Origin of the sequence: Methylovorus sp. MM2 (assembly GCF_001648895.1) — a bacterium.
Classification (GTDB): Bacteria; Pseudomonadota; Gammaproteobacteria; order Burkholderiales; family Methylophilaceae; genus MM1.
Genome location: NZ_LXUF01000016.1, coordinates 1 through 24488, shown reverse-complemented (window position 1 = coordinate 24488; position 24488 = coordinate 1). Strand labels below are relative to the sequence as shown.

General features: G+C 48.3%; 23 protein-coding genes and 1 rRNA gene. 12 read left to right on the top strand and 12 right to left on the bottom strand.

Annotated elements, in window-relative coordinates:
• Positions 1-54: 54 nt before the first annotated feature.
• Both recJ and A7981_RS10650 read right to left on the bottom strand, forming a co-directional pair.
• Entirely contained in the window at positions 55-1746 is a 1692-nt protein-coding gene (gene recJ, locus A7981_RS10655) for a single-stranded-DNA-specific exonuclease RecJ (RefSeq protein WP_067267989.1), read from the bottom strand.
• Between the two features lie 20 nt (positions 1747-1766).
• Positions 1767-2750, bottom strand: coding sequence for a hypothetical protein (locus tag A7981_RS10650; RefSeq protein WP_067267986.1), 984 nt, complete (start codon positions 2748-2750; stop codon positions 1767-1769).
• Between the two features lie 96 nt (positions 2751-2846).
• Here A7981_RS10650 and A7981_RS10645 point away from each other — a divergent pair, with 96 nt between their 5' ends.
• From A7981_RS10645 to A7981_RS10625, 5 genes are all read left to right on the top strand, one after another.
• A complete protein-coding gene (locus A7981_RS10645) occupies positions 2847-3299 on the top strand; it encodes a histidine phosphatase family protein (protein WP_067267984.1) in 453 nt (150 codons plus the stop codon).
• Between the two features lie 174 nt (positions 3300-3473).
• Positions 3474-4127, top strand: coding sequence for a ParA family protein (locus A7981_RS10640; RefSeq protein ID WP_067267982.1), 654 nt, complete (start codon positions 3474-3476; stop codon positions 4125-4127).
• A complete protein-coding gene (locus A7981_RS10635) occupies positions 4117-5097 on the top strand; it encodes a CYTH domain-containing protein (protein WP_067267980.1) in 981 nt (326 codons plus the stop codon). Before A7981_RS10640 ends, A7981_RS10635 begins: the two co-directional genes overlap by 11 nt.
• Before the next feature lie 61 nt (positions 5098-5158).
• On the top strand, positions 5159-5530 hold the full coding sequence (locus A7981_RS10630) for a DUF6394 family protein (protein ID WP_067267979.1): 372 nt from the start codon (positions 5159-5161) through the stop codon (positions 5528-5530).
• A 15-nt stretch (positions 5531-5545) separates the two neighbouring features.
• Entirely contained in the window at positions 5546-7279 is a 1734-nt protein-coding gene (locus tag A7981_RS10625; protein ID WP_082889301.1) for an NAD-binding protein, read from the top strand.
• Positions 7280-7324: 45 nt separating this feature from the next.
• On the opposite strand, the gene A7981_RS10620 is transcribed toward A7981_RS10625, so the two are convergent.
• The 3 genes from A7981_RS10620 to A7981_RS10610 all read right to left on the bottom strand — a co-directional run bounded on the left by A7981_RS10620 (position 7325) and on the right by A7981_RS10610 (position 10020).
• Positions 7325-8008, bottom strand: a complete 684-nt coding sequence (locus A7981_RS10620) for a glycine zipper 2TM domain-containing protein (RefSeq protein ID WP_067267976.1) — start codon at positions 8006-8008, stop codon at positions 7325-7327.
• A gap of 112 nt (positions 8009-8120) precedes the next feature.
• Positions 8121-8522 carry an alternative ribosome rescue aminoacyl-tRNA hydrolase ArfB gene (arfB, locus tag A7981_RS10615; RefSeq protein WP_067267975.1) on the bottom strand — a complete coding sequence of 134 codons (402 nt, stop codon included), beginning with the start codon at positions 8520-8522 and terminating at the stop codon, positions 8121-8123.
• Between the two features lie 7 nt (positions 8523-8529).
• A complete protein-coding gene (locus A7981_RS10610; protein WP_067267974.1) occupies positions 8530-10020 on the bottom strand; it encodes a leucyl aminopeptidase family protein in 1491 nt (496 codons plus the stop codon).
• 210 nt (positions 10021-10230) lie between these two features.
• On the opposite strand from A7981_RS10610, the gene aceE reads away from it, so the two are divergent.
• The 3 genes from aceE to lpdA are packed head-to-tail and all read left to right on the top strand — an operon-like array spanning position 10231 to position 16009.
• The gene (gene aceE, locus A7981_RS10605) at positions 10231-12885 is read left to right on the top strand and encodes a pyruvate dehydrogenase (acetyl-transferring), homodimeric type (RefSeq protein ID WP_067267972.1); all 2655 of its coding nucleotides are present in this window, start codon (positions 10231-10233) and stop codon (positions 12883-12885) included.
• Positions 12886-12902: 17 nt separating this feature from the next.
• Positions 12903-14228 (top strand): dihydrolipoyllysine-residue acetyltransferase, encoded by a 1326-nt coding sequence (gene aceF / locus A7981_RS10600; RefSeq protein ID WP_067267969.1) that lies wholly within the window; start codon positions 12903-12905, stop codon positions 14226-14228.
• A gap of 8 nt (positions 14229-14236) precedes the next feature.
• Positions 14237-16009: a dihydrolipoyl dehydrogenase gene (gene lpdA, locus A7981_RS10595; RefSeq protein ID WP_067267966.1), complete on the top strand. Its 1773-nt coding sequence runs from the start codon at positions 14237-14239 to the stop codon at positions 16007-16009.
• Positions 16010-16047: 38 nt separating this feature from the next.
• Here the strand turns inward: lpdA and A7981_RS12215 are convergent, their stop codons facing one another.
• Genes A7981_RS12215 through A7981_RS10575 form a run of 4 tightly spaced genes read right to left on the bottom strand, consistent with a single transcriptional unit; the run spans position 16048 to position 18876 of the window.
• Entirely contained in the window at positions 16048-16446 is a 399-nt protein-coding gene (locus A7981_RS12215; protein ID WP_067267964.1) for a hypothetical protein, read from the bottom strand.
• A gap of 8 nt (positions 16447-16454) precedes the next feature.
• Positions 16455-17132, bottom strand: coding sequence for an SPOR domain-containing protein (locus A7981_RS10585; protein ID WP_067267961.1), 678 nt, complete (start codon positions 17130-17132; stop codon positions 16455-16457).
• Positions 17129-17896 (bottom strand): type III pantothenate kinase, encoded by a 768-nt coding sequence (locus A7981_RS10580; RefSeq protein WP_067267959.1) that lies wholly within the window; start codon positions 17894-17896, stop codon positions 17129-17131. Before A7981_RS10580 ends, A7981_RS10585 begins: the two co-directional genes overlap by 4 nt.
• Complete coding sequence (locus A7981_RS10575) at positions 17893-18876, bottom strand: biotin--[acetyl-CoA-carboxylase] ligase (protein ID WP_067267957.1); 984 nt, start codon at positions 18874-18876, stop codon at positions 17893-17895. Before A7981_RS10575 ends, A7981_RS10580 begins: the two co-directional genes overlap by 4 nt.
• 113 nt (positions 18877-18989) lie before the next feature.
• Between A7981_RS10575 and A7981_RS10570 the strand changes: the two genes are divergently transcribed.
• The 3 genes from A7981_RS10570 to corA all read left to right on the top strand — a co-directional run bounded on the left by A7981_RS10570 (position 18990) and on the right by corA (position 22478).
• Positions 18990-20756, top strand: a complete 1767-nt coding sequence (locus tag A7981_RS10570; protein ID WP_067267955.1) for a glutamine--tRNA ligase/YqeY domain fusion protein — start codon at positions 18990-18992, stop codon at positions 20754-20756.
• 5 nt (positions 20757-20761) lie between these two features.
• Positions 20762-21337, top strand: coding sequence for a flavin reductase family protein (locus A7981_RS10565; RefSeq protein ID WP_067267953.1), 576 nt, complete (start codon positions 20762-20764; stop codon positions 21335-21337).
• A gap of 61 nt (positions 21338-21398) precedes the next feature.
• Positions 21399-22478, top strand: a complete 1080-nt coding sequence (gene corA, locus A7981_RS10560) for a magnesium/cobalt transporter CorA (RefSeq protein ID WP_067267951.1) — start codon at positions 21399-21401, stop codon at positions 22476-22478.
• Between the two features lie 11 nt (positions 22479-22489).
• On the opposite strand, the gene msrA is transcribed toward corA, so the two are convergent.
• On the bottom strand, positions 22490-23023 hold the full coding sequence (msrA, locus tag A7981_RS10555; protein WP_067267949.1) for a peptide-methionine (S)-S-oxide reductase MsrA: 534 nt from the start codon (positions 23021-23023) through the stop codon (positions 22490-22492).
• A gap of 178 nt (positions 23024-23201) precedes the next feature.
• Between msrA and A7981_RS10550 the strand changes: the two genes are divergently transcribed.
• On the top strand, positions 23202-23972 hold the full coding sequence (locus A7981_RS10550; protein ID WP_067267946.1) for a ParA family protein: 771 nt from the start codon (positions 23202-23204) through the stop codon (positions 23970-23972).
• Between the two features lies 1 nt (position 23973).
• Here the strand turns inward: A7981_RS10550 and A7981_RS10545 are convergent, their stop codons facing one another.
• Positions 23974-24198, bottom strand: coding sequence for a hypothetical protein (locus tag A7981_RS10545; protein WP_067267944.1), 225 nt, complete (start codon positions 24196-24198; stop codon positions 23974-23976).
• A 172-nt stretch (positions 24199-24370) separates the two neighbouring features.
• Positions 24371-24484: ribosomal RNA gene (gene rrf / locus A7981_RS10540) — 5S ribosomal RNA — on the bottom strand.
• Between the last annotated feature and the right edge of the window lie 4 nt (positions 24485-24488).

Here is a 24488-nt window from a genome sequence, read left to right as displayed (position 1 = left end):
ATTTTTGTAATTTTACCTTGATGCCATTAGCACGGTCAACGCGGCAAATGCTCGCTATATCGCTTGCCAATGGCGCAAACCGAGCTGAATATTCTGCGCGCCGTTATATTGATTGGTCTGCAATTGATACACCAGCTGCACGCGTTCTGGCAGAAACTCCTGCTGGTTAAAAAAGATGGCATCAAACCGCCGCTTGTTCTTTTCAAGTTTGAGCTTTAAATGCCGCTCGCCCACGATACGCTGCTCGACGACTGCAAATTCATCAGCGAAGCTAGGTTGCGGGAACCCTTGCCCCCAGACCTGCCGCTCTATTGCACAGGCCATATCCCAATGGATATCGATCACCTCTAGCCGCCCATCGACCTCGATCACTGACTCTAGATCGGCAGGTGTAAGCAAACCAGCTACCGTAGATTCAAAAATCTGATTAAATCGGTCGAAATCTTTTTCGAGAATGCTCAACCCTGCCGCCATGGCATGCCCACCAAAACTGATAAGCAGATCAGGATGTTTTTTTGAGATCAAATCAAGCGCATCGCGCAGATGTAACCCGCTAATTGATCGCCCAGAACCCTTAAGCTTACCATCCCCTGAACGGGCAAAAGCGATGACCGGGCGATAGTGTTTTTCCTTGATGCGGGAAGCGAGAATACCGATAACCCCCTGATGCCACTCAGAATCATAAAGGGACAGGGAGAAACGGTTGGCGGCATCTATATCATCCAGCGCGATGGTCGCGGCGTCATGCATATCGGCCTCTATGCTGCGCCGTGCCAGATTAAGCTCATGTAACTGCTGCGCCATTTTTTGCGCCTCATCTTCACTATCAGTGAGCAGGCACATAATACCCAATGACATATCATCGAGTCGGCCTGCTGCATTTAAGCGCGGGCCTACCGTAAACCCTAAATCCTGAGCGCTCGCTAATGCAGGGTCGCGGCCAGCAATCTTCAATAGCCAACGAATGGCTGGGCACCCCTTGCCTGCACGAATGCGCCGCAAACCTTGATCGACCAATATCCGATTGTTATCGTCCAGTTTCACTAGATCAGCGACAGTGCCGAGTGCGACGATATCCAATAGCGCTGTCAGGTTAGGCTCAGGTTTATCTGCGAATACACCACGTGCACGCAGCTCTGCCCGTAGTGCCAGCATGACATAGAAGATCACGCCGACACCTGCCAGATTTTTACTGGGGAAGTCGCACCCATGCTGATTCGGGTTGACGATACATGCAGCGGCAGGCGTAACATCTGCTGGCAAATGATGATCTGTCACTAATACGGAAATACCGAGCGCATTGGCTGCGGTAACGCCATCAACACTGGCGATACCATTATCTACCGTAACAATAATGTCGGGCTTTCTGGTAGCGGAGAGCGCGACGATCTCTGGCGTCAGCCCATAACCATACTCAAAACGGTTAGGCACAAGAAAATCTACTTTTGCTCCCATGCTACGTAATCCACGCACTGCGATGGCAGTGGCTGTAGCACCATCGGCATCATAATCGCCAATCACCAGCACGGATTTTTCCTGTGCTATCGCATCAGCAAGCAATTGTGCCATGTTGAGGTTGTTGGTTAGCTTTTCAGGAGGGATGATGCCCGCAAGCGAGGTATCAAGCTGCGAAATCTGTGCGACACCACGTGCTGCCAACAAGCGCGCAAGCGTAGGATGGATGCCATCCGCTACGAGGTTTTGAGCTGCGGCAAGATCAACTGAGCGATGAACAATATTAGCCATGTATCTGCTTACTTCTTGATTCAATCATGTATATCGCCATTAAAATAGGTTGAAAGTGGCTGGCGCTTACGCCAGATACGCCATGTATCGGAGGACTTAATCTGCGCATGTAACACATGCCCTTGAAGGCCGAAATACAGCACAAGATCATGGATTCTTCGACGTCTTAACAAAGAAAGCATCTTGATAAAACTAGCGCCGCCGATGGAAGAGATATCATCTATGATCCATATCACATCGTCTTGAGCAGCCTTAAGCCAATGGTCAATATCAGCAGGCAACGCAGATAGGCTATTGCCGTTCATTTTAGCGATTCCTCTAGCCAACTGACTATCGCCATAAATATTCTGGGCTACCTTTGAGGCAAGTTGAACAACGCCTCCGCCCGAAAGCCAAATGCTATTGATGGGCACCAACCCTTTGCGCTCTCGCAACTGATTGATGGGGTGATCATGCAATAACATCTGCACTTCGTTCAAAATACCATGCCATTTTGTAGCGCCTTTACCTTGCGGCATATAGGGTCTGATGTCTTTGCCTACGACAAGTTCTGGAGATGTCGTTGTAATCTCGGGTGGCTGTTGAAGACGTAGGTAAAAACCATCCTCATTTCCAATCACCTGCTTTGCAAGCGAGAACTCAAAACCATCAGGCTTAAAATGCTGATTCAGCAAAGTCAGCAAACTGGCACATTCTTCTGGGGTAACAAGCGTAAGCTCAAACGGATAAAGTGAGAAGTAATCGCGCTGCAATACCAGGTGTACTGGATGTATCTGCATCCAGTATGCATCAGACTGGGACGCACCTTCTGCCAATTGGTGAATGGCAGCAATGGGCCAATCTGCCTGCCTATCAATACCCGAAACTGAACAGCTGACCGCAGCAATAGTCTCAGGAATAATTGAAATCTCAGCAAATGACAATAATTGCGCCAAGGCTTTTTGCTCAGACGATGGCAACCGCTGATAGTCGCTCACGCGTGAAGATGTAATTTGTAATTTCACACAACGGTCACTTTGTAATCATCCGCTACAAGCATTAAGATAGTTACACCTAAGATATTCATACCTAACTCATAACCAACTAACGAATAATACGCTATGGAACTTATTTTATGGCGTCATGCCGAGGCAGATGACGCATTTCCCGACATAAGCCGCGCGCTTACCAACAAAGGTGAGCAGCAAGCAAAAAAGATGGCTGCATGGCTCAAGCAGCAGCTACCTGCAGATACAAAAGTCATTGCAAGCCCCGCAACACGCACACAGCAGACCGCTGAAGCACTTGGCTGGGATTTTACCACGCTGGAATCACTAGCCCCCGGCGCCTCTCCGCACGCGTTACTTGAAGCAGCTAACTGGCCCAAAGGGTCAGGGACAGTATTGATTATTGGTCACCAGCCTTCACTAGGCATGGCGGCGGCACTTGCGATAACAGGCAGGATCCATTACTGGAGCGTTAAAAAAGGTAATGTCTGGTGGTTATCCAGCCGGGTTAGAGCGCATGAGGAGCAATCCGTTTTACGCGCCGTCATTTCGCCCGACTTCATCTAAATCGCCCGCGACGCTTCGAACACAATCAAGTCAATCATACTACTCAACGGGATGAAGATAATGGACAGGGCTTTTTTATCGGTAATCCGGTACCATTAGATGCTGCACTTAATAAATATATCAACCAGTAAATATATCAACCAGCTCACGCTGGAAAATTTCGACGAGTAGAATTTGAGAACCATTTTAATTGCCAACCCCAAAGGTGGAAGCGGCAAGACCACAATAGCCACGAATCTGGCAGGTTATTTCGCTACCCGTGGCAAACATGTCGTCCTTTCCGATACGGACAGGCAGCACTCTGCCTTGAGCTGGCTAAGCCGTCGCCCGGAAAAATTACCACTCATTCACGGTATGGATGGTCGTGGAAAACATAAAGACAGCCTGAGCGCCGACTGGACTATTATCGATTCGCCCGCTGGCCTGCGTGGCGAAAAGCTGAGTAATGCAGTCAAACTTGCAGACTGGATCATCGTACCGATTCAACCCTCGGCGTTTGATATAGGGGCTACAGAAGAGTTTCTGGAAGTCCTACGTGAAGAAAAAGCCGTGCGTAAAGAAAAGACATTTGTTGCCGTAATCGGTATGCGTATAGATAGCCGCACGCGCTCCGCAGCAACTTTACAGGCTTATCTGGCTAAAAGTGGATTTCCTGTGATGGGGAATATTCGTGATGCCCAAATCTATGCATTGGCAGCAGAACAAGGTATAAGCTTATTCGATATCCGCCCATCGCAAGTCAGCAGAGATTTGCAGCAATGGGCACCTTTACTGCACTGGATAGTGAATGCCGACCGGGATACCAAGGTGAATGAAAATGCCGAATGAGATCGAGTTAAAACTTCGCATAAGTGAAGCGGATGGGCCAAGGCTAAATGATCATCAAGTTATCCGGCAACACCTAGTAGGCGAACCCATCACGCGCCGATTGATCAGTACCTATTACGACACGCCAACGCTTACTCTACTCGACAAAAAAACCAGTTTACGCGTTCGCAGCATGTCAGGCGGCTGGTTCCAGGCAGTCAAAAGCGCGGGGAAATCAGTTGCTGGCCTGCACCAGCGCATGGAGTGGGAAGATATCCTCTCCACTAACGCACCCGATTTCAACAAGATCGATAAGATATCCGACCCAAACATCGTCGAGATATTCTCTGATGCTACGCTTCGCGATGCATTGAAACCGATATTCACCACTGACATGATGCGCACCGAGTGGCAGCTATCTTATGATGATGGCACTACGCTGGAACTGGCTCTCGATATAGGCGACCTCATCGTCGGGGAAGAAAAAAAAGACCGCATCGAAGAAATCGAGATTGAGCTAAAAACCGGCAACCCTGTTCATGTATTCGAGCTTGCGCTTGAATTGCAGAAAGATATCCCACTCACGATTGAGAACATCAGCAAAGCCCAGCGCGGCTATGCGTATTATCGCCCTGAACCATTAAAGATCAGTACAGCAAAATCCATCAAGATCACCAGCAATATCTCCTCCGAGCAGATATTCGAACAGACGGCATGGGAGTGTGTCAGACACCTACAAAGCAATCAGGCGATCGTGCTGGAGAACCAGAGTATCGAGGGCATCAAACAGATGCAATGGGCAGTACAGCGTCTGGAGTCCGCGATATTACAAGTGCAAAGCCTAGGCGCACCTAGCAACGAGATAAGATGGCTTAGCCATGTGTTAAGCGAAGGCGATGTGAGTAAAGTTAAAACATGCCTGATCAGCCAACGCTATCAACGATTATTATTAAGCCTAGGTGCATGGCTACTCGCAAAGCCCAACTTGTAAGGCTAAAATCACGTTCTAATTCACAGTAATATCATCCCGTGTATCGCAAAAAGAGAACAACATGAATCTTGAAAAAGTAGTTTTTGGTTTCTTCATCGTACTGGCACTTACCCTGAATTTCGGCTTCTTTATCGGTGATATCGATAATCCAGCACACCATCATGTCTATGAGCTTTATGCAGCGATCGTCATTAACCTGATCGCCACGGTGCTCAAATTCGGTGACCGTACGCAGATAGGCGCACTGCATCTAGCCACTAGCCTGGTGGCTGACCTGCAACTGATTGTCGCCGCGATTCTTTGGATTGCCTCAACGGCGACCGACGAGACAACGACCATCGCCCGTGTCGTATCATTAGCCGCTGGCGCATTTGTGGCTAATATCATCTCGGTCGTGTTGCTCATCGCGGAGACAGTCAGTCTGCGTCGCTAGGTTGTATATACCATCTTGAATAACATCTTCTTCCTGATTCTGCGGCGCATGCGAGCGCCGCTGATTCTGGTCATCGTCACCTATACCATTGCCATCATTGGTTTGACGATGATGCCGGGCACAGACCCCGAGGGTCGGCCTTGGCACATGAGTGTGTTCGAGGCGTTTTACGTCATCAGCTATACAGCGACGACGATTGGCTTTGGTGAAGTGCCTTTCCCTTATAGCCCGTCACAACGTCTATGGATGACATTCTCCATCTACTTTACCGTTATCCCGTGGTTCTATGCCATCGGTAAGATCATTTCCCTGTTTCAAGATCCGGGGCTGAAGCTAGCAGTCACCACAGCGCGTTTCGCCCGAGAGGTGGAACATCTGCATGAGCCCTTCTACATCGTCTGCGGTTATGGTGAGACTGGTAAGCAACTCGTCAGTGCGCTCGACAAAAAAGGTATTCGGGTCGTGGTACTCGAGATTCAGCAAGACCTCATCAACGAGTTGGAGCTTGAGGACCACCAATTTGACATTCCCAACCTTTGCGCCGATACAAAGATGCCGGATACCCTGCTGAGAGCAGGTGTGAAACATCCGCTTTGTCGAGGCGTTGCGGCATTGACAGATAACGACCATGTGAATCTCGCTATCGCCATCGCGGTTAAGCTCATCAACCCGAATCTATTGATGCTGGCACGTGCGGAGAATGAAGAAGTTGCCGCCAACATGGCCTCTTTTGGCACCGACCATATCATCAATCCTTATGCTCTCTTTGGCGAACTGCTCGCGATGGAAGTGCACGCTTTAGGTACGTATCTATTACATGAATGGCTGACTGCCGTACCCGGTGATGCCCTGCCCTCACCGGCTTGCCCTCCAATAGGAAAATGGGTCATCTGCGGTTACGGCCGTTTTGGCAAATCCGTTGTAGCGAACCTTGAACGTGAAAACATCAGCACCGTGATCATCGAGGCAGACCCTGAGTTAACGGGCTGTGTGAACTGTATCGTGGGTAGTGGCGCAGAAGGCAAGATACTACAAGAAGCTGGAATTGAAGATGCCGTAGGTATCGTTGCAGGCACCAACGATGACATCAATAATCTTTCTATCGTCATGACTGCACGTGAGTTGAATCCGGATATCTTCGTGGTCATCCGCAAGAACCGTCGATTCAATGAGGTGTTGTTCGACCAGTTCAATGCAGATATCACTATGCAGCCAAGCAATATCATCGCCCATGAATGCCTCGCCCACATGGTCGCCCCGCTACTTTCACAATTCCTGAGCCTTGCGCGCAACCAAAGTAATGCATGGTCTAATCAAGTGATCAGCGAGCTGGTTGAGACCGTAGGCGAATCAGTACCACTGACATGGCGCGTGACGGTCGACCACATCCACTCCCCAGCAGTATCGAACCTCATTCGATGGGGTATCCCGGTACCATTGAACGCGATCACACAAAATCCGAACAACCGCACAGAACATCTGGAACTTGTGCCACTGATGCTGATAAGAAATGGCCAGAGTACCTTATTGCCAGAGAAGACTACACTACTGCTGGAAGGCGATCTGGTGCTTTTCTGCGGTAAGGATTATGCAAAAACGATGCAGTCGATCTTATTAAGCAACCATAAAGTGCTGACATTCGTCATGAATGGTAGAGAGATTGCCGAGGGTATCGTATGGCGGTGGATGTTAAAAAAGATAGCCAGTTTCAAAAGAAAAAAGGGCTCAAAAAAAGCTGAGCCATCTTAGCTATAGCAGACTAATAAAAAAGCAGCGATCAACGCTGCTTTTTTATTACCAGTGATGCCCACCTGGGCCGGGACCACGGCCCCATCCCCAAGGTCTTGGGCCGTAACCGCCATACCCATAGTTAAACCCGAAACTAGGTACGATGACCACTGGTGCTGGCCTCACATACTCGCGATACACAGGTGGTGGCGCCTCGTATACAGGCTGAGTACTTTGGTACACAGCCACTGGCGGGTTCGCCTGAGGCACGCCCACAGCCACATTGACGCGTATCGAATCACCCGGTGGTTGGTCTGTGACGGTTGTGTAATCGCGGCCATTATATCGGTATGTTACCAAGTAGCCCCGGCTGACATTCTGCCAGTTATCCACACTATAACAACGCTCGACTGGCCGCATCGGGTAAGAAGTCGTTGAACCGACATTATTACCCACTACGGCACCTACACCAGCACCAACTACAGTAGCTGCGGCACGGCCACCGCCTTGTCCTATCTGGCTACCTAGTAGTGCACCTGCAATACCCCCGACAATTGCACCCGCTGGTGAGCTCTCGGTATAACTTTCCTGCACATATTCTGTACGGCATTCTTGGCGTGGTGTGTTCACACGCTCAGTTTGTGGAGTTACAGAGATAACACGCGCAGTATCGAAATATTGGTCATCGGCTAAGGCTGGCAAAGCAAAACTCGCCAATACCAAAGCCGAAATCACACTTTCGTTATGCATTTACATTCCTCTCAACGCTTGTTATGCCGCAATGCTGCGGGATATATCTTAGAACGCGGAGAAGTACAAATAGTTGACGAACAAGATGTAAAAAGCTGTAAAGATTATGCTGTTAAATATCTGAGACCTTACCGCGCAGCTTCTTAACCGAGCTGCGCTGCGCTTTACCTTCCAATCGTTTGCGCTTAGAGCCAAGCGTTGGTCTTGTCGGTCTACGCAATTTTGGCGGAATGGCAATACTATTCACCAGATCATGCAAACGCTGCATTGCCTCTACGCGGTTCATCTCTTGGCTACGATATATCTGCGCCTTGATAACAACCACTCCATCACGCGTGATACGTTGGTCTTTGACTTGTACCAACCGATGCTTAATCGAATCAGGAAGCGATGAAGCCTGAATATCAAAGCGTAGGTGAATAGCGCTGGAGACCTTATTCACATTCTGGCCACCCGCGCCTTGTGCACGAACCGCGGTCAGCTCTACATCATCCCAAGGTATTTCAATGATCATTTAGCTCTCAATGACCGAATTTTTCCTGAATCAACCTAAAAGCGAGATGCACACCAAAACCATTTGTATCCGTGGCAACTGCGCCCAATCCACCCTTGCAGCTGTAGGAAGAAAGGTCTACATGCACCCAAGGGATATCTCCCTCAATGAAGCGTGACAGAAAACGAGCCGCAAGCGTATGGTCGGCGCCACCTTCAAGGGTGCATTGCTTGATGTCGGCGATATCGCTGTCCAGATCCTCCTCATAGTCTTCATCAAATGGCAGCGCATAGACACGCTCACCGACCTCTACGCCAATCTCCACAGCCTTACTAAGCAAAACAGGCCGATTACCGATGATACCGCTGGCACGATTGCCCAGTGCCACATACATACTGCCAGTCAATGTAGCGAAATCCATGATGAAGCTTGGCTTAGTGCGAGATGCAAGCGTCAGTGTATCGGCAAGTACCATGCGCCCTTCAGCATCGGTATGTACCACTTCGATAGTCGTGCCATTCAATGCAGTCACGACATCATTTTGCTTATAAGCCAATGGCCCGATATGGTTTTGAGCGATTGCCAGCCAGCAATCGATCTTGATCGGCAATTTGGCCCGTGTTGCCGCGTGCAATATCCCTAATGCAACAGAGGAGCCGTTCATGTCTTCGTGCATGCCGTTCATATATTTAGCAGGTTTAAGGTTATGGCCGCCCGTATCGAAACATATGCCTTTGCCTACCAGTGAGATGTGCTTTTTCGCGCCCTTAGGTGCATATTGCAAGTGTACGATTGCGGCATCCTGCGGATCAGAGCCTTGAGCTACAGCCACAAACGCGCCTGCTCCCATCTTACGCAAGCGTTTAAAATCATACTCCTCATACTGCCAACCGCTGTTTTTGGCCATTTTAACTATCTTTTCGCGGTAGATCGCTGGAGTTAGCTCGTTTGGAGGCAATATACTCAACTGCCTTGCCAATGAGCTGCCTGCGACGATTGCTTGTATATCAGCAAAACCGGATGGATCAGCAAAACCATGGAGTTCGATAAGCTTTAAGTGACGAGTCTTTTTCTTATTTTTCTTATTTTTATCACTCTTACTATTAGGCAATGCATTTGCATTCACCGCGGCGACGTAAAAGGCATCTTGCGCCGCCTTTTTACGAATCGATTCGTTGCCATAAACAAGTATCGTCAACGCTTGGGGCTTTTCTTCAAATAATGGCTTTAGCGCTTTTCGTAATTGAGTATGACGCTTGAATGCACTGGCCTTATCATTCAAGACCAACCAGCTTGCGACCTTGCCATCAGGCAACTCTGCGAATACATGGGATTTAACCAACTCCGAATATTTACCCTGCGTACGCTTTAACTTGGCATCCAAGACTTCAGCGAAAGGCAAATCAGCAGGACGAGTGGCAGGCAACACAAATAATATGTGCGCTGCACTTTTAATCGACTGCTCATCCGCAGGCAATGGCGATTGCGTTAATTGCGCGGGCTTTAATTCCAGAGACATGGCATTCCTTTTTTATCTTCTATCGTTAGATTCAATATGCATTCCAACGTGCTAATAACTTGACCAAAATAGCCAAAAAAGCCAAACTATAGGCTTTGCCCAACAGTCAAAAACTGACGGGGCATAGCGATTTATCAATCAAGCTAAAAAATACGATCCTTGATTGATTATACCTACAGCAACTGACAAAAGTTTCCCGGAGATTCCTACATGGCATTAACCCCCGATATTGATCCTCAAGAAACCAACGAATGGCTAGAGGCCATCGCCGCGGTACTTGAGAACGAGGGACCAGAGCGTGCGCACTTCCTGCTCGAGACGCTCATCGATAAGGCACGCCGCTCAGGTGCATATCTACCTTATAAAGCCACGACTGGTTATGTAAACAGCATTCCATCCCACATGCAGCAGCGCCATCCAGGTGACACTGCTATGGAACGTAAGATCCGTGCATTGGTTCGCTGGAATGCCATCATGACCGTGTTACGCGCCAATGAGAAATCTCCAGGTGTCGGCGGCCATATCGCCAGCTTTCAGTCAGCTGCAACGCTTTACGATATCGGATTCAACCACTTTTTCCGCGCTGCCAATGAAAGCTTTGGCGGCGATCTTGTGTATTTCCAAGGTCACTCATCTCCTGGCGTGTATGCTCGCGCATTCCTTGACTGCAGGCTTGATGAAGAACAATTATCGAATTTCCGCATCGAAGTCGGCGGCAATGGCCTTTCTTCCTACCCTCACCCATGGTTGATGCCTGATTTCTGGCAGTTCCCTACCGTATCGATGGGCCTTGGCCCGTTGCAAGGTATCTATCAGGCACGATTCCTGAAATACCTGCATGACCGCGGCATCGCTGATACATCCGACCGTAAAGTCTGGGTATTCTGTGGCGACGGTGAGATGGACGAACCTGAGTCATTAGGCGCGATCTCGCTTGCATCCCGCGAGAACCTTGATAACCTGATCTTCGTCATCAACTGTAACTTGCAACGTCTTGATGGCCCTGTGCGCGGCAATGGCAAGATCATTCAAGAGTTCGAAGCGACATTCCGTGGATCCGGCTGGAACGTATTGAAAGTCATCTGGGGTTCATACTGGGATCCATTGCTGGCAATGGACAAAGATGGCCTGCTCAAGAAGCGCATGGAAGAATGCGTGGATGGTGAATACCAGAACTTCAAGGCCAAAGGCGGCGCATACACGCGCGAACATTTCTTCGGCAAATATCCTGAATTGAAAGAAATGGTTGCCGCCATGTCTGATGAAGACATCTGGCGCCTCAACCGTGGTGGTCATGATCCACATAAAGTCTACGCTGCATATGCTGCTGCTGTTGCGCACAAAGGCCAACCGACTGTCATCTTGGCAAAGACCGTCAAGGGCTACGGCATGGGCTTAGCTGGCGAAGGCCAGAACATCACGCACCAGCAGAAAAGCATGGACTTCGAGTCACTGAAAGCATTCCGTGATCGTTTTGATATCCCTGTGAGCGATGAAGATGTAGAGAACTTGGCATTCTACCGTCCTGCGGAAGATAGCCCTGAGATGCAATACATGAAACAACGTCGCGAAGCGATGGGCGGTTTCGTACCTGCCCGCCGCCGCAAAGGCAACGAATTGACCGTGCCCCCGCTTTCAGCATTTGAGAATATGCTGGGCGCGACTGGTGAACGCGAGATCTCTACCACGATGGCGTTCGTTCGTATCCTTTCGACCTTGCTACGCGATAAAGCCCTAGGCAAATACATCGTGCCTATCGTGCCAGATGAGGCGCGTACCTTCGGTATGGAAGGTATGTTCCGGCAGCTTGGTATCTACTCATCTGTCGGCCAGCTTTATGAGCCACAAGATGCCGATCAGGTCATGTTCTACAAAGAACAAAAAGATGGTCAGATCCTTGAAGAAGGGATCAATGAGGCAGGTTCATTCTCCTCATGGATAGCGGCTGCGACTTCCTATAGCGTGACCGGCGTGCAGATGATTCCGTTCTACATCTTCTATTCGATGTTCGGTTTCCAACGTATCGGCGATCTGGCATGGGCAGCTGGTGACTCGCGTTCACGCGGCTTCTTGCTAGGTGCCACAGCTGGGCGTACAACATTGAATGGCGAAGGTCTACAGCACGAAGATGGTCATAGCCATCTGATGTCAGCGACTATCCCTAACTGTATCTCTTATGACCCAACGTTCGCTTATGAACTTGCCGTCATCATTCAGGAAGGCTTACGCCGCATGGTACAAAATCAGGAAGATGTGTATTACTACATCACCCTGATGAACGAGAATTACAGCCATCCGGAAATGCCTAAAGGTTCTGACGAAGGCATCCTGAAAGGCATGTACTCCTTTAGCAAGTCTAAAGTTAAAGGCCCTAAAGTACAGCTCATGGGTAGCGGCGTGATTCTGCGTGAAGTGATTGCAGCGGCTGAATTACTCGAAAAAGACTGGGGCGTATCGCCTGATATCTGGAGCGTAACAAGCTTTACCGAGTTACGCCGTGAAGGGATCGATGTCGAGCGCTGGAATCTGCTGAATCCTGAGAAACCGCAAAAAGAAACATTCGTCGGTAAATCTTTGAAGAAAGCGGAAGGCCCTGTGATCGCATCAACCGATTACATGCGTTCGTTTGCTGATCAGATCCGTAATTTCATCCCACAGAAATATGTGGTACTGGGTACTGACGGTTATGGCCGCAGTGACAGTCGTGAAGCCTTACGTAGCTTCTTTGAGGTAGATCGTTATTACGTGACAGTTGCAGCGTTAAAAGCGTTGGCTGATGAAGGCAAGTTGCCTGCAAGTAAAGTTGCTGAAGCGATCAAGAAATATAACGTAGATACAACTCGCCCTAACCCGACAACGGTCTAAATACAGGAAATCAAGAGATGGCAATTAAAGATGTACTTATTCCGGACATTGGTAATTTCGATAGCGTTGACGTTATCGAAGTGCTGGTCAAGGCAGGCGATACGATTGCAAAAGATGACTCGCTCATCACTGTTGAATCAGATAAAGCCTCTATGGACATCCCTGCGCCATTCGCAGGGACAGTCAAAGAGGTAAAGATCAAAGTCGGTGACAAAGCTGCGCAAGGCACGCTCGTACTCATCTTGGATGCAGCTGAAGGTGAAGCACCTGTAGCAAAGCCTGCTGAAGCCAAATCAGCGGCGCCTGCCACTGTTGCGGCTCCAGCGGCAGCGATCCCTGAGCCGACACGCCCAGCACCTGAACCCCCTAAAGTGATTCAGCCACAGGCCACACCAAACCCAATTGCAGCAAGCGTCACAACAGCATCTGGAAAACTTGCACATGCAAGCCCATCGGTACGCAAGTTCGCACGCGAGCTTGGTGTCAACCTAGCGTTAGTGAGCGGTAGCGGTGCCAAGAACCGTATCTTGCAAGCCGATGTTCAAGCCTTTGTTAAAGGTGAATTGGCTAAACCACGCACGGCCAATACGGCTGGCGGTATGGCCGTTGCACAAGCCCCGGTGATCGACTTTAGCCAATTCGGCGGCGTCGAAACCAAACCGTTATCACGCATCAAGAAGCTTTCCGGTGCCAACCTACATCGCAACTGGGTCACTGCGCCACACGTCACGCAATTCGATGAAGCAGACATCACCGACTTAGAAGATTTCCGTAAATCCATGCAAGCCGATGCTGAAAAACGTGGCGTTAAACTCACCATGTTGGCATTCCTGATCAAAGCATCAGTAAATGCACTGCGTACTTACCCTAACTTCAACTCATCGCTCTCACCTGATGGTGATAGCCTGATCATGAAGCAATACTTCAATATCGGCTTTGCTTGCGACACACCGGATGGTTTGGTCGTACCTGTCGTACGTGATGTGCACCAGAAAGATGTGTTGGATATCGCACGTGACTTGGGTGAGCTTTCAACCAAAGCCCGCGAGAGAAAACTGAAGATCGAAGAGATGCAAGGTGGTTGCTTCACCATTTCCAGCTTGGGTGGTATCGGTGGCACCGCATTTACGCCTATTATCAATTGCCCTGAAGTGGCGATTCTAGGGGTATCTCGCTCCAGCTTCCAACCGGTATTCGATGCCAAGACCAAGACATTTGAACCACGCCTGATTCTGCCATTATCGCTGTCTTACGATCACCGTGTGATCGATGGTGCCGATGGTGCACGCTTCACTAGCCACATGCGCATGATGCTGTCAGACGTACGTCGTCTTTTGCTGTAAGGATATCAATGAGTAATTTAGTTGAAGTACTAGTACCGGATATCGGTAATTTCGATAGCGTCGATGTAATCGAAATTCTGGTCAAGGTTGGCGATGTCATTGCGAAAGAAGATTCGCTGATTACATTGGAGTCTGATAAGGCATCCATGGATATCCCATCGTCTCATGGAGGGGTCGTAAAAGAGCTAAAGGTAAAGGTCGGCGATAAGATCACCAAAGGATCGCTGATCTTGCTACTTGAATCAGAAGCCACAGCCGCTAAGACAGAAACCCCTGCTCCTAGCCCAGCCGCCGCACCTGTAGCAGAACAAAAAGCTACAGTTGCACCAACACCTACTGCAACGCCTGCACCTGCAGTATCTGGCAACTCAGACATACATGCAGAAGTTGTCGTTCTGGGCTCAGGCCCCGGTGGTTATACTGCAGCCTTCCGTGCAGCAGACTTAGGTAAAAAAGTAGTCTTGATCGAACGTTATGCCACATTAGGCGGTGTTTGCCTGAATGTTGGATGCATTCCATCCAAGGCATTACTGCACACGGCTAAAGTCATCACAGAAGCTGAAGAAACATCCCATCACGGCGTGACATTTGGTGCGCCTAAGATTGATCTTGAACAACTTCGCACTTGGAAAGCTAACGATGTGGTCGCCAAACTCACTGGCGGCCTAGCGCAAATGGCAAAACAGCGTGATGTCACAACAGTTCAAGGTGTTGGTAAATTCACAACCCCTAATCAGCTCGCCGTCACTGCTGCTGATGGCAAGATCACCACTATTTCATTCGACAACGCCATTATCGCCGCTGGCTCTCAGGCGATCAAATTCCCCGGCGCTGCTGAAGATGAGCGCATTATGGATTCCACAGGCGCATTAGCTCTGGCGGATATCCCTAAACGTATGCTTGTCATCGGTGGTGGCATCATCGGCCTTGAAATGGGTACTGTATATGATGCTCTGGGCACCAAGGTCAGTGTCGTAGAGTTTGCTGATGGCCTGATTCAGGGTTGCGATCGTGACCTTGTACGCCCATTACAAAAGCGCATGGAGAAGCGTTTCGAGAAAATCATGTTGAGCACGAAAGTTGCCAAGATTGATGCTAAGAAAGATGGCATCCATGTCAGTTTTGAAGGCGAAAATGCAGTCGAAACGCAAGTGTACGACCGCGTATTAGTAGCGATTGGCCGCAGACCAAATGGCAAGAATATTGGTGCTGAGCATGCTGGTGTGACTGTTGATGATCGCGGCTTCATCAATGTTGATAAGCAGATGCGTACCAACGTACCGCATATCTTCGCTATCGGCGATATCGTCGGCCAACCGATGCTGGCACACAAGGCAACTCACGAAGCTAAAGTAGCGGCGGAAGTCATTGCAGGCCACAAGGTCGAATTCCAAGCGCTAGCGATTCCATCCGTTGCTTACACAGACCCAGAAGTAGCATGGGCAGGGGTGACTGAAATTGAAGCCAAGGCTAAAGGTATCGAGATAGAGAAAGCATCATTCCCATGGGCAGCAAGTGGCCGCGCACTATCAATCGCACGCTCAGAGGGTGCGACTAAGCTGATATTCGATAAAGAAACTCACCGCTTGATCGGTGCAGGTATCGTCGGCGTGAATGCAGGGGAGTTACTTGCAGAAGCGGTATTGGCTATCGAAATGGGTGCAGATGCGCATGATTTGGGATTAACCATCCACGCACATCCGACCCTATCTGAAACGATCTGTTTCGCAGCCGAGATGAAAGAAGGTACGATTACCGACCTTTACATCAAGAAACGTTAGACCTAATACAGAGATACTAGGTCTAACTTAATAAGTACTTAAGAGGCTTCGGTTTTAGCTGGTTCAACAGCTGCCGGAGCCTCTGGCTTTTTAGCAACCTTAGGCTTAGGCGCTACTTTTGGCTTTGCGGCTGGTTTAGGCTTAGTTGCAGTAGTAGCCTTCGGTTTGGCTGCTGCTTTCGTGGTAGTCGCTTTCGGTTTTGCTGCAGGCTTAGCAGTAGCTGCTTTTACAGGTGCTTTTTTCACAGCAGCCGGTTTCTTCGCTGGTGCTTTCTTAGCCGCAACAGGCTTGGCAGCGGCCTTTGGTTTCTCGGATTTAACCGGTTCCGTAGCTACTTTTGCTTCAACATCACTGAGTATCTTGCTCACCAGACGTTTACCTGCAATGACTGTGGCAGCAAGTGCTACTTTTTTCAAAACCGTTTTAAAAATTCCCATACGAGCTCCTATTGGCATGTTACTGGTTTAAGTTCACTTCCTGCAAAATCGGGTTTTAACTTCTCGATCTCAGACGCTATCTCGGGTGAGACATGCTGAATCAACAAACTAGCCCGGCTACTCTCGCCATTCCGCACACCTTTCACTGCAGAACGTACTCCGCGATTCTTTAATTCTTCTAACAGTTTATTCGCTAATTGCTCATCTTTAAATACTCCCAACGAAATTGCATTTTTCCACTGGGTATCTTGCATGATCAAACTTTCTGTTACGCCTAGCGCTCGCAGCTCCTCCATCTTGGTTTGTGCTGCTTGCAAACTACTTAACCGGGGAATATATACCCAATAACGCACAGACTCCTTGCCGACCTCTTGCCTCACAGTGGACTCCACCGAGAATTTAGTCAATATATTGCGCGCCTTGGGCAGATTATCCGCAGAGAAATTACCCCATTCATAACAAGAGTATACAACAGGGGTCATATCAACTTTAGGTTCTTGCGCAGCTAAAGCCTCAGATTGACTTGAGCCAGGCAATGCTTCCACTTCTTTTTGTGTCAACAGTTTGATCTTTTCAGGATGCAAGGGCTCTAAACTGACATGTGCATTCTTGGGTGACTGGCTCAGATTAAAATACGCCAGCATCAATATATTAAGCAGTAAAAGTACGGTTACCACCCATTTCATAAAGCTTCTCTTTCCATTAAAAATAGCCCTTGCAATACCAATGCCTCATCAACAATCAACTCATAGGTTTGAGGTGTGATGCTTAATGCATTGAATGCTTCGTATAGTTTTTCTGCATCGCCCCCGGTAAAGATACAGCGTACGGGCAAATGCGCTTGCTGGCTTAACTTTGCTAGCATGAACTGTACCGCGCCAACCATAGCACTTAATGTCCCTGTATAAATCGCATTATCTGTGTTCACGGGGAAATCCTGCATAGTCCCTGAAACCTTCGAAATGCCATTTGCCGCCTGTATCAGGCTGCTCTGCATTAACCCCAAGCCCGGCAAGATAAGTCCACCGAGAAAAATACTACTAGCTACAGCGGTGTCACTCCCTAGTGCATCCACTGTGAGGGCAGTGCCTGCGTTCACAACAACACACGGCGCACCATAATGTTGCTTGGCAGCAAGCAGTGCTGCCCAACGATCCGTACCCAATTTATCCGGCTGCTCATAGGAATTCAGAACACCGACAGCCTCTTTACTGGATATTGCCCATCGTAATGCAATATTGCTGGTCGTGAGTTTAGCTTGGATTATTTCTGCATATTTAGCATCTGCCACATTCGATACCACAGCATGCTGGCAAGCGCGCCACTCGGCAGGTATGAATAACGCCTCAATGTCTTTATTTAGATAAGCGCCAGAAGATTGCATTTGTCCTTCGAGGTCAAAAGTTGCCCACTTCAAGCGGCTATTGCCGATATCAATCGCCAAGATCATGCGATGCTACCTCGCAAACTAATCTCGCCTGCGGAGAAACGCTGTTCACCCTGCGCCGTCTGCACGAGCAAGATGCCATCCAGCCCCACGCCATTGACTTGCCCTTGCAGCTCACGCCCATCCGGCATTAATAAGCGCACAGGCTTGTCCTGATAGGCATGGTAATGCAACCACTCTTCTCGCAGGATTTCAAAACCATCCTTTTCAAAATCCTTTAAGACATCCCCTAGATGCTTCAGCAACACCCCTAGAATCAGGTTTGGGTCGATATCTTGCCCCGTTAAGGTCTTCATGTCCGTTGCAGCTTGGTCGATATGGCGCTTTAGATGCTCGGGTAATTTAAGATTGATGCCGATACCGATGACCGCAGCACTCGGCCCATCCATATCTCCTTGTAACTCGATCAGGATGCCTGCCAACTTTTGGTAATTAACCAACACATCATTCGGCCACTTTAATTGCGCAGCTTGAATACCTATTTCGTTTAAAGCACGTATCAGCGCAACCCCTATTGCCAGACTTAGTCCTGAAAGCGCGGCTGCACCGGATTGAAAGCGCCACAGCAATGAGAAAGTCAGACTATTGCCCAGACCAGCCTGCCACGCTCGCCCACGCCGCCCCCTGCCTTTCGTCTGAAGCGAAGCCACGATGCAAGTTGCATGGGCGGCACCACTGGCCGCTTTTTTCATCAAGTAAGTATTTGTCGATTCCAAATGGTCATGTACTTCTACATTGAACCAAGCCCGCTGCTCACCTATCGAAGATAAAATCGCTTGCTTATCCAGCATCACGATAGGCTCAGGCAACTTATACCCTCGCCCCCGGACAGAGAATATCTCGATACCAAGGGCCTCGGCATCTTGCAAGGCATTCCAGATCGTGGCGCGCGTCACATCAAAATGCTGGGCTAGCGCCTCGCCAGAATGGAAGCGTCCATCGGCAAGCACTTTTAATATTGGAAAAGTCAGGCTATTAGTCATTGCTGATAATCATTTTATTTAAGCTATATTAGCACAGCAGCGGGCACCCACTAGGAGCCCGACAGGGTGTAAAATAGCAAGAAGCTATCTACAAAAACTAACCAGATCATTACATGTCATCCGAAAAAACCCCTATCGCCCCAGGTTCTAACTTTATTCGCAATATCGTTGAACGTGATATCGAACACGGCACCTATGCTAATCGGCCATGGGCTGGCCAACCTGGCGATGCAGCAACGCAAGCGACTGGTACCCTAGACCCAGCAAAGATTCGCACACGATTCCCTCCTGAGCCGAATGGCTATCTTCACATTGGGCATGCAAAATCGATTTGCCTGAACTTTGGTCTGGCGCGTGATTACGATGGCATTTGCCATATGCGCTTTGATGACACCAACCCTGAAAAAGAAGAACAGGAGTATGTAGATTCGATCACTGACGCAGTGAAATGGCTAGGTTTTAGTTGGGATGGCTTCGGTACTTCACATTTGTATTACGCAAGCAATTATTTCGACTTCATGTATCGAGCAGCAGAGCATTTGATTGAAACAGATAAAGCCTATGTAGACCAGCAGACAGCTGATGAAATGCGTGCTAACCGCGGCACACTCACAGAGCCTGGCAAAGACTCAGCTTGGCGCAATCGCCCAGTGGCAGAGTCCTTGGCGCTTTTCCGTGATATGCGAGACGGCAAACATGCTGATGGCGCAATGATTCTACGCGCCAAGATCGACATGGCATCTCCCAACATCAACATGCGTGACCCGGCGATCTATCGTATCAAACGCGCAACGCATCACAACACTGGCGATACATGGTGCATCTACCCCATGTATACCTTTGCACACCCGATCGAAGATGCATTGGAACGCATCACACACTCCATCTGTACGTTGGAATTTGAGGATCAGCGCCCATTCTATGATTGGCTACTAGAAAATCTGCGCGATGGCGGTCTGCTCGCAAACCCTCTGCCAAAACAATATGAGTTTGCGCGATTGAACCTCACTTATGTCGTTCTTTCAAAAAGAAAACTGATTGATCTGGTCGAAAATAAACACGTCAATGGCTGGGATGACCCACGCCTGCCAACGCTTGCAGGGGCAAGGCGACGTGGTTATACCGCAGAAGGTTTCCGTTTATTTGCTGATCGAATCGGCGTTTCCAAAGCCGACTCATGGATCGAATACACCATCCTTGAAGACTGCATGCGCGAAACGCTCAATGAATCTGCTGAGCGCCGTATTGCAGTACTAGACCCGATCAAACTTGTCATTGATAACTACCCCGATGGTCAAACGGAAGACTGTTTCGCCCCGAATCATCCACTGCACCCTGAACTCGGTAAACGCGTCGTTCCGCTATCCAAAGAGCTTTGGATAGAACGCGAAGATTTTATGGAAACACCTTCAAAAGGCTATTTCCGCTTATTTCCAGATAACATGGTGCGCCTACGCTATGGCTATGTCGTCAAATGCACAGGCTTCGAAAAAGATTCCGCAGGCAACATCACGACTGTGCATTGCGAATACCTCCCTGATACAAAATCCGGCACACCGGGCGCTGATAGCATTAAGGTTAAAGGCAATATCCATTGGGTTTCTGTTCCTCATGCCTATCCGGCAGAAGTACGACTGTATGATCGCTTATTTAAAGAGGCACACCCGGGCGCTGGTGACAGAAACTACCTAGATGATTTGAACCCAGATTCCATCAAAATCATCCATGCACAGCTTGAACCTGCACTAAAAGATGCCAACCCTGAAGATCATTTTCAATTTGAGCGTCACGGTTACTTTGTTGCAGACAAGAAAGACTCAGCACCCAGCATGCCCATATTCAATCGTGCAGTTACATTAAGAGACGTTTGGCAGAAATAAATCTCATGAAACCTATTCAATTAAAACACGCATATCGTCTCATCAACCATGGGCCAGTCGTACTCTTATCTGCCGAACACGCGGGTATGCGCGACATCATGGCGGTCGCATGGAACATGCCCCTCGATTTTGAACCTGCCAGACTGCTAGTAGTGCTTGATAAAACCAGTAACACACGCAAACTGGTTGAAGGGTCAGGCACATTTGGCATATCAATACCGACTCGGTCTCAAGTCAATACTATCATGAGCGTTGGCTCCATCTCTGCTAGTGAACTACCTTCAAAAGACAAGTTCCTGCATTGGAACCTTGCAACAACGCCAGCAACCCATATTCAGGCACCATTGTTAAACGAAAGTGTGGGTTGGCTTGAATGCAAAGTCATCAATGAGCCGCACAACCAATCAACTTATGACTTATTCATCGCCGAAATAGTCGCTGCCTATGCCGATGAACGTGTCTTCTCTAATGGGCGCTGGCATTTTGATGATCATGAAGAAATGCGAACAGTGCATTACACTTCTGGCGGATCATTCTTTACAACCGGTTCAAGTTTTCACATTGATAAAAAAACGGTCTAACAGATATCTATCCGCTCGTTCCTCTATCCAATAAACCATTGAGATTGAAAGCTTAGGTGACATGAAAAAGAATCATAAGCATCACTCTCAAAAGATTGGCATGGCTCCCGGGTCACTTGTTTACATCGGGGAAGTGAAAACCAAGAAACCAGTGATTTCACTCATTGAATACAATAGTGATAAAGTTGAAGAACGCGTATTAGCATTAGCTGATATCGAAAGCCTGAAACCTGATCTAAAGAACAAGATTTGGTTGAATGTGCATGGTTTGCACGATGCAGATATCATCGAGACCATCGGCAAGCACTTCAAGCTTCACCCGCTTGTGCTTGAAGACATCCTGAACACTGGACAGCGTCCTAAAGTAGATAGCTACATTGATTATCTATACATCGTTGCCCGCAGCTTTCACCTTACAAAAACCGCTGGCCCTCTGCAATCAGAACAGATCAATCTTATCCTAGGAAAAGGTTTCGTCATTACCTTCCAGGAACGCTCCACAGGACTTTTCGAGCCAGTTCGAGAACGTTTACGCACTGGTCGCGTACAGATCAGGGCTGCAGAAACAGATTATCTAGCCTACGCACTCCTCGACGTCATCGTCGATCAATACTTCAGCGTGATAGAAGATCTGGGAGACCATTGCGAGACCGCTGAAGAGAAACTACTCAGAAAACCCGGCCCATCAATGCTGCAAAAGATTCAGCAATTAAAACGTGAAGGCGTCGACCTGCGCAGAGGCATCTGGCCTATGCGTGAAGTGATCAATAACCTAATACGTAATGATCAACACTTCTTCACGCCTACTACGGTCATCTATCTACGCGATGTATATGACCACACTGTACATGTCATAGAGTCATTAGAAGCGATGCGAGACCTATTGGCAGGCATGCTGGATATTTACTTATCCACCATTAGTAACCAACTGAATAAAGAAGTACGTACACTCACCGTGGTGACCATGCTATTCATGCCAGCAACACTCATTACCGGTATTTTCGGCATGAATTTCGATTACATGCCGCTACTGAAAGACCATCAAGGTTTCTGGGTCGCCATTGGTGGTATGGCAGTCATCGCCATAGGGATGGCGATACACTTTTTCCGCAGACAGTGGCTCAGCCGCCGTGGTATATAAAAACCTAGTGTTTATTTAATCTTGTCTGCATATTTGGCACGTACTTTCGCTACTTTTGGTGCAGCTACTATCATGCAGTAAGGCTGGTTTATATTATTCGCGTAATAATACTGGTGGTAATCCTCTGCCGGGTAAAATATAGCGGCATCATTAATCTCTGTGACGATAGGCGCAGGCCAGATTTTTTCTGCATTAAGATGATCAACCACCGCTTGTACTTGTGATTTCTGTTCCTCACTCTGGCAAAACACCGCTGACCTATATTGCGTACCAATATCATTACCCTGCCGATTCGGCGTAGTAGGATCATGTGAGATAAAGAAGATTTCAAGCAACTCGACAAAGCTGATTTGACTAGAATCAAAGGTGATCTCGATCCCCTCGGTATGTCCCGTTGTGCCTGTACATACCTGCTTATAGCTAGGGTTCACTACATGACCACCAATATAGCCAGATACCACCTTTTTCACACCCCTCAATTGTGAGAATACAGGCTCAATACACCAGAAACATCCGCCTGCTAAAACAGCTACTGAATCACTCATATATCACTCCGATTGGGCGACCTAGTTTGTCACCAACGATAATCACGATATGCGCATGGATAAAAATGCGGTATATTTTGCAAAGAATAAATGACATCTTATGCTTAGGACAGCTAGAGTTGGCAGTATTTCCCTTACAAATATAAAAATTGAACATTTATTACAATGAAAATAGAACATGACGCGCATCGCTGTATTTAATCAAAAAGGCGGTGTTGGTAAGACTTCTACGGTATTGAACCTCTCAGCTGCCATCCACATGGATGGTGCAAACCCTTTACTCATCGATATGGACCCACAAGGGCATCTGACCGAGATTCATCCGAACCCGCCCCCGGCTGCCAACCAAAGCTTGTTCGGGTTTTATCAAGACAGCAAACCTCTTGTACAACTTGAGCTGGAATGGAAAGACTTAGGTTGGCTCATTCCATCTCATCGTGAGCTGATCAAAGTAGACTCGATTTTCGGCAAAGGCCCAGCCATCCTGAATCGACTTAAACAAGGTTTAGAGATACTCGAGAAAGAATCACCTCCTAGAGTTACTCTCATGGACTGCTGCCCATATCTTGGTGTACTTTCCTTGAATGCGATTTTTTCCGCGGACTTGATTGTTATCCCGATAGGTTCAGATTTTCTATCGCTACAAGGGGCTCAAAAGGTTGAGAATACGTTACGAGCGCTGGAGCCTGTTCTCAAAAAACGTGTTGAACGTCGCTACCTACTTACTTGCTTTGATAGACGTCGAAAGATGACATTTGAGGTGCAAGAACACGCCAAGAATTATTTTGGCAAGGAAGTCTTTGAAACAGTGATTTCAGAAAATGTAGCAGTCGCTGAGAGTCCACAATACAAAAAAGACGTATTTCAATATAGCCCACATAGCGCAGGCGCTGTAGATTACAAAAGCTTACTTTCCGAAATGATTGCCCAAGACCTCATCGCTATCTAGCCTAAGTATTATTAGCGATCAGGTTAAGTACATCTTCATAAGAAGATGCTGTCGAACGCTCAGGCGTGGCTATATGCACTTCTAGGATTTCGCAGTGACGATACATCTGCTGTAACTTCCTATTCGCATCCTCTTCATTACGTCCATAGATCTGCAGATTATCTACGATTGCACCATTACGACTGCGAATCTGGTAAACATACTTGGTAATCAACGGTGCATGCATGGATGATCTCTTGATATTTTCGTTCAACTATATGACCCATCCATAAAAAATACAAGCAATTTGGTTTTATTAAACCAAGTAGCGACTATCCGCTCGCTCAATCCAGAAGAATAGTAGTAGATATAAAGCAAAACCCCCTGCCACTTTCGTAGCAGGGGGTTTTTTAATAAGAGCCTGGCGGTGACCTACTTTCGCATGCGAAGAGCATACTATCATTGGCGCAGAATCGTTTCACGGCCCTGTTCGAGATGGGAAGGGGTGGGTCCAATTCGCTATGGCCGCCAGACATA

What these genes read in the sequence shown, in the direction of transcription:
- A7981_RS10550 (WP_067267946.1), top strand. Translation starts at nt 23,202, where the DNA reads ATGACGCGCATCGCTGTATTTAATCAAAAAGGCGGTGTTGGTAAGACT.
- recJ (WP_067267989.1), bottom strand. Translation starts at nt 1,746, where the DNA reads ATGGCTAATATTGTTCATCGCTCAGTTGATCTTGCCGCAGCTCAAAAC.
- A7981_RS10645 (WP_067267984.1), top strand. Translation starts at nt 2,847, where the DNA reads ATGGAACTTATTTTATGGCGTCATGCCGAGGCAGATGACGCATTTCCC.
- A7981_RS10620 (WP_067267976.1), bottom strand. Translation starts at nt 8,008, where the DNA reads ATGCATAACGAAAGTGTGATTTCGGCTTTGGTATTGGCGAGTTTTGCT.
- aceE (WP_067267972.1), top strand. Translation starts at nt 10,231, where the DNA reads ATGGCATTAACCCCCGATATTGATCCTCAAGAAACCAACGAATGGCTA.
- arfB (WP_067267975.1), bottom strand. Translation starts at nt 8,522, where the DNA reads ATGATCATTGAAATACCTTGGGATGATGTAGAGCTGACCGCGGTTCGT.
- A7981_RS10610 (WP_067267974.1), bottom strand. Translation starts at nt 10,020, where the DNA reads ATGTCTCTGGAATTAAAGCCCGCGCAATTAACGCAATCGCCATTGCCT.
- A7981_RS10630 (WP_067267979.1), top strand. Translation starts at nt 5,159, where the DNA reads ATGAATCTTGAAAAAGTAGTTTTTGGTTTCTTCATCGTACTGGCACTT.
- aceF (WP_067267969.1), top strand. Translation starts at nt 12,903, where the DNA reads ATGGCAATTAAAGATGTACTTATTCCGGACATTGGTAATTTCGATAGC.
- A7981_RS10580 (WP_067267959.1), bottom strand. Translation starts at nt 17,896, where the DNA reads ATGATCTTGGCGATTGATATCGGCAATAGCCGCTTGAAGTGGGCAACT.
- A7981_RS10575 (WP_067267957.1), bottom strand. Translation starts at nt 18,876, where the DNA reads ATGACTAATAGCCTGACTTTTCCAATATTAAAAGTGCTTGCCGATGGA.
- corA (WP_067267951.1), top strand. Translation starts at nt 21,399, where the DNA reads ATGAAAAAGAATCATAAGCATCACTCTCAAAAGATTGGCATGGCTCCC.
- A7981_RS10635 (WP_067267980.1), top strand. Translation starts at nt 4,117, where the DNA reads ATGCCGAATGAGATCGAGTTAAAACTTCGCATAAGTGAAGCGGATGGG.
- A7981_RS10565 (WP_067267953.1), top strand. Translation starts at nt 20,762, where the DNA reads ATGAAACCTATTCAATTAAAACACGCATATCGTCTCATCAACCATGGG.
- msrA (WP_067267949.1), bottom strand. Translation starts at nt 23,023, where the DNA reads ATGAGTGATTCAGTAGCTGTTTTAGCAGGCGGATGTTTCTGGTGTATT.
- lpdA (WP_067267966.1), top strand. Translation starts at nt 14,237, where the DNA reads ATGAGTAATTTAGTTGAAGTACTAGTACCGGATATCGGTAATTTCGAT.
- A7981_RS10570 (WP_067267955.1), top strand. Translation starts at nt 18,990, where the DNA reads ATGTCATCCGAAAAAACCCCTATCGCCCCAGGTTCTAACTTTATTCGC.
- A7981_RS10585 (WP_067267961.1), bottom strand. Translation starts at nt 17,132, where the DNA reads ATGAAATGGGTGGTAACCGTACTTTTACTGCTTAATATATTGATGCTG.
- A7981_RS12215 (WP_067267964.1), bottom strand. Translation starts at nt 16,446, where the DNA reads ATGGGAATTTTTAAAACGGTTTTGAAAAAAGTAGCACTTGCTGCCACA.
- A7981_RS10545 (WP_067267944.1), bottom strand. Translation starts at nt 24,198, where the DNA reads ATGCATGCACCGTTGATTACCAAGTATGTTTACCAGATTCGCAGTCGT.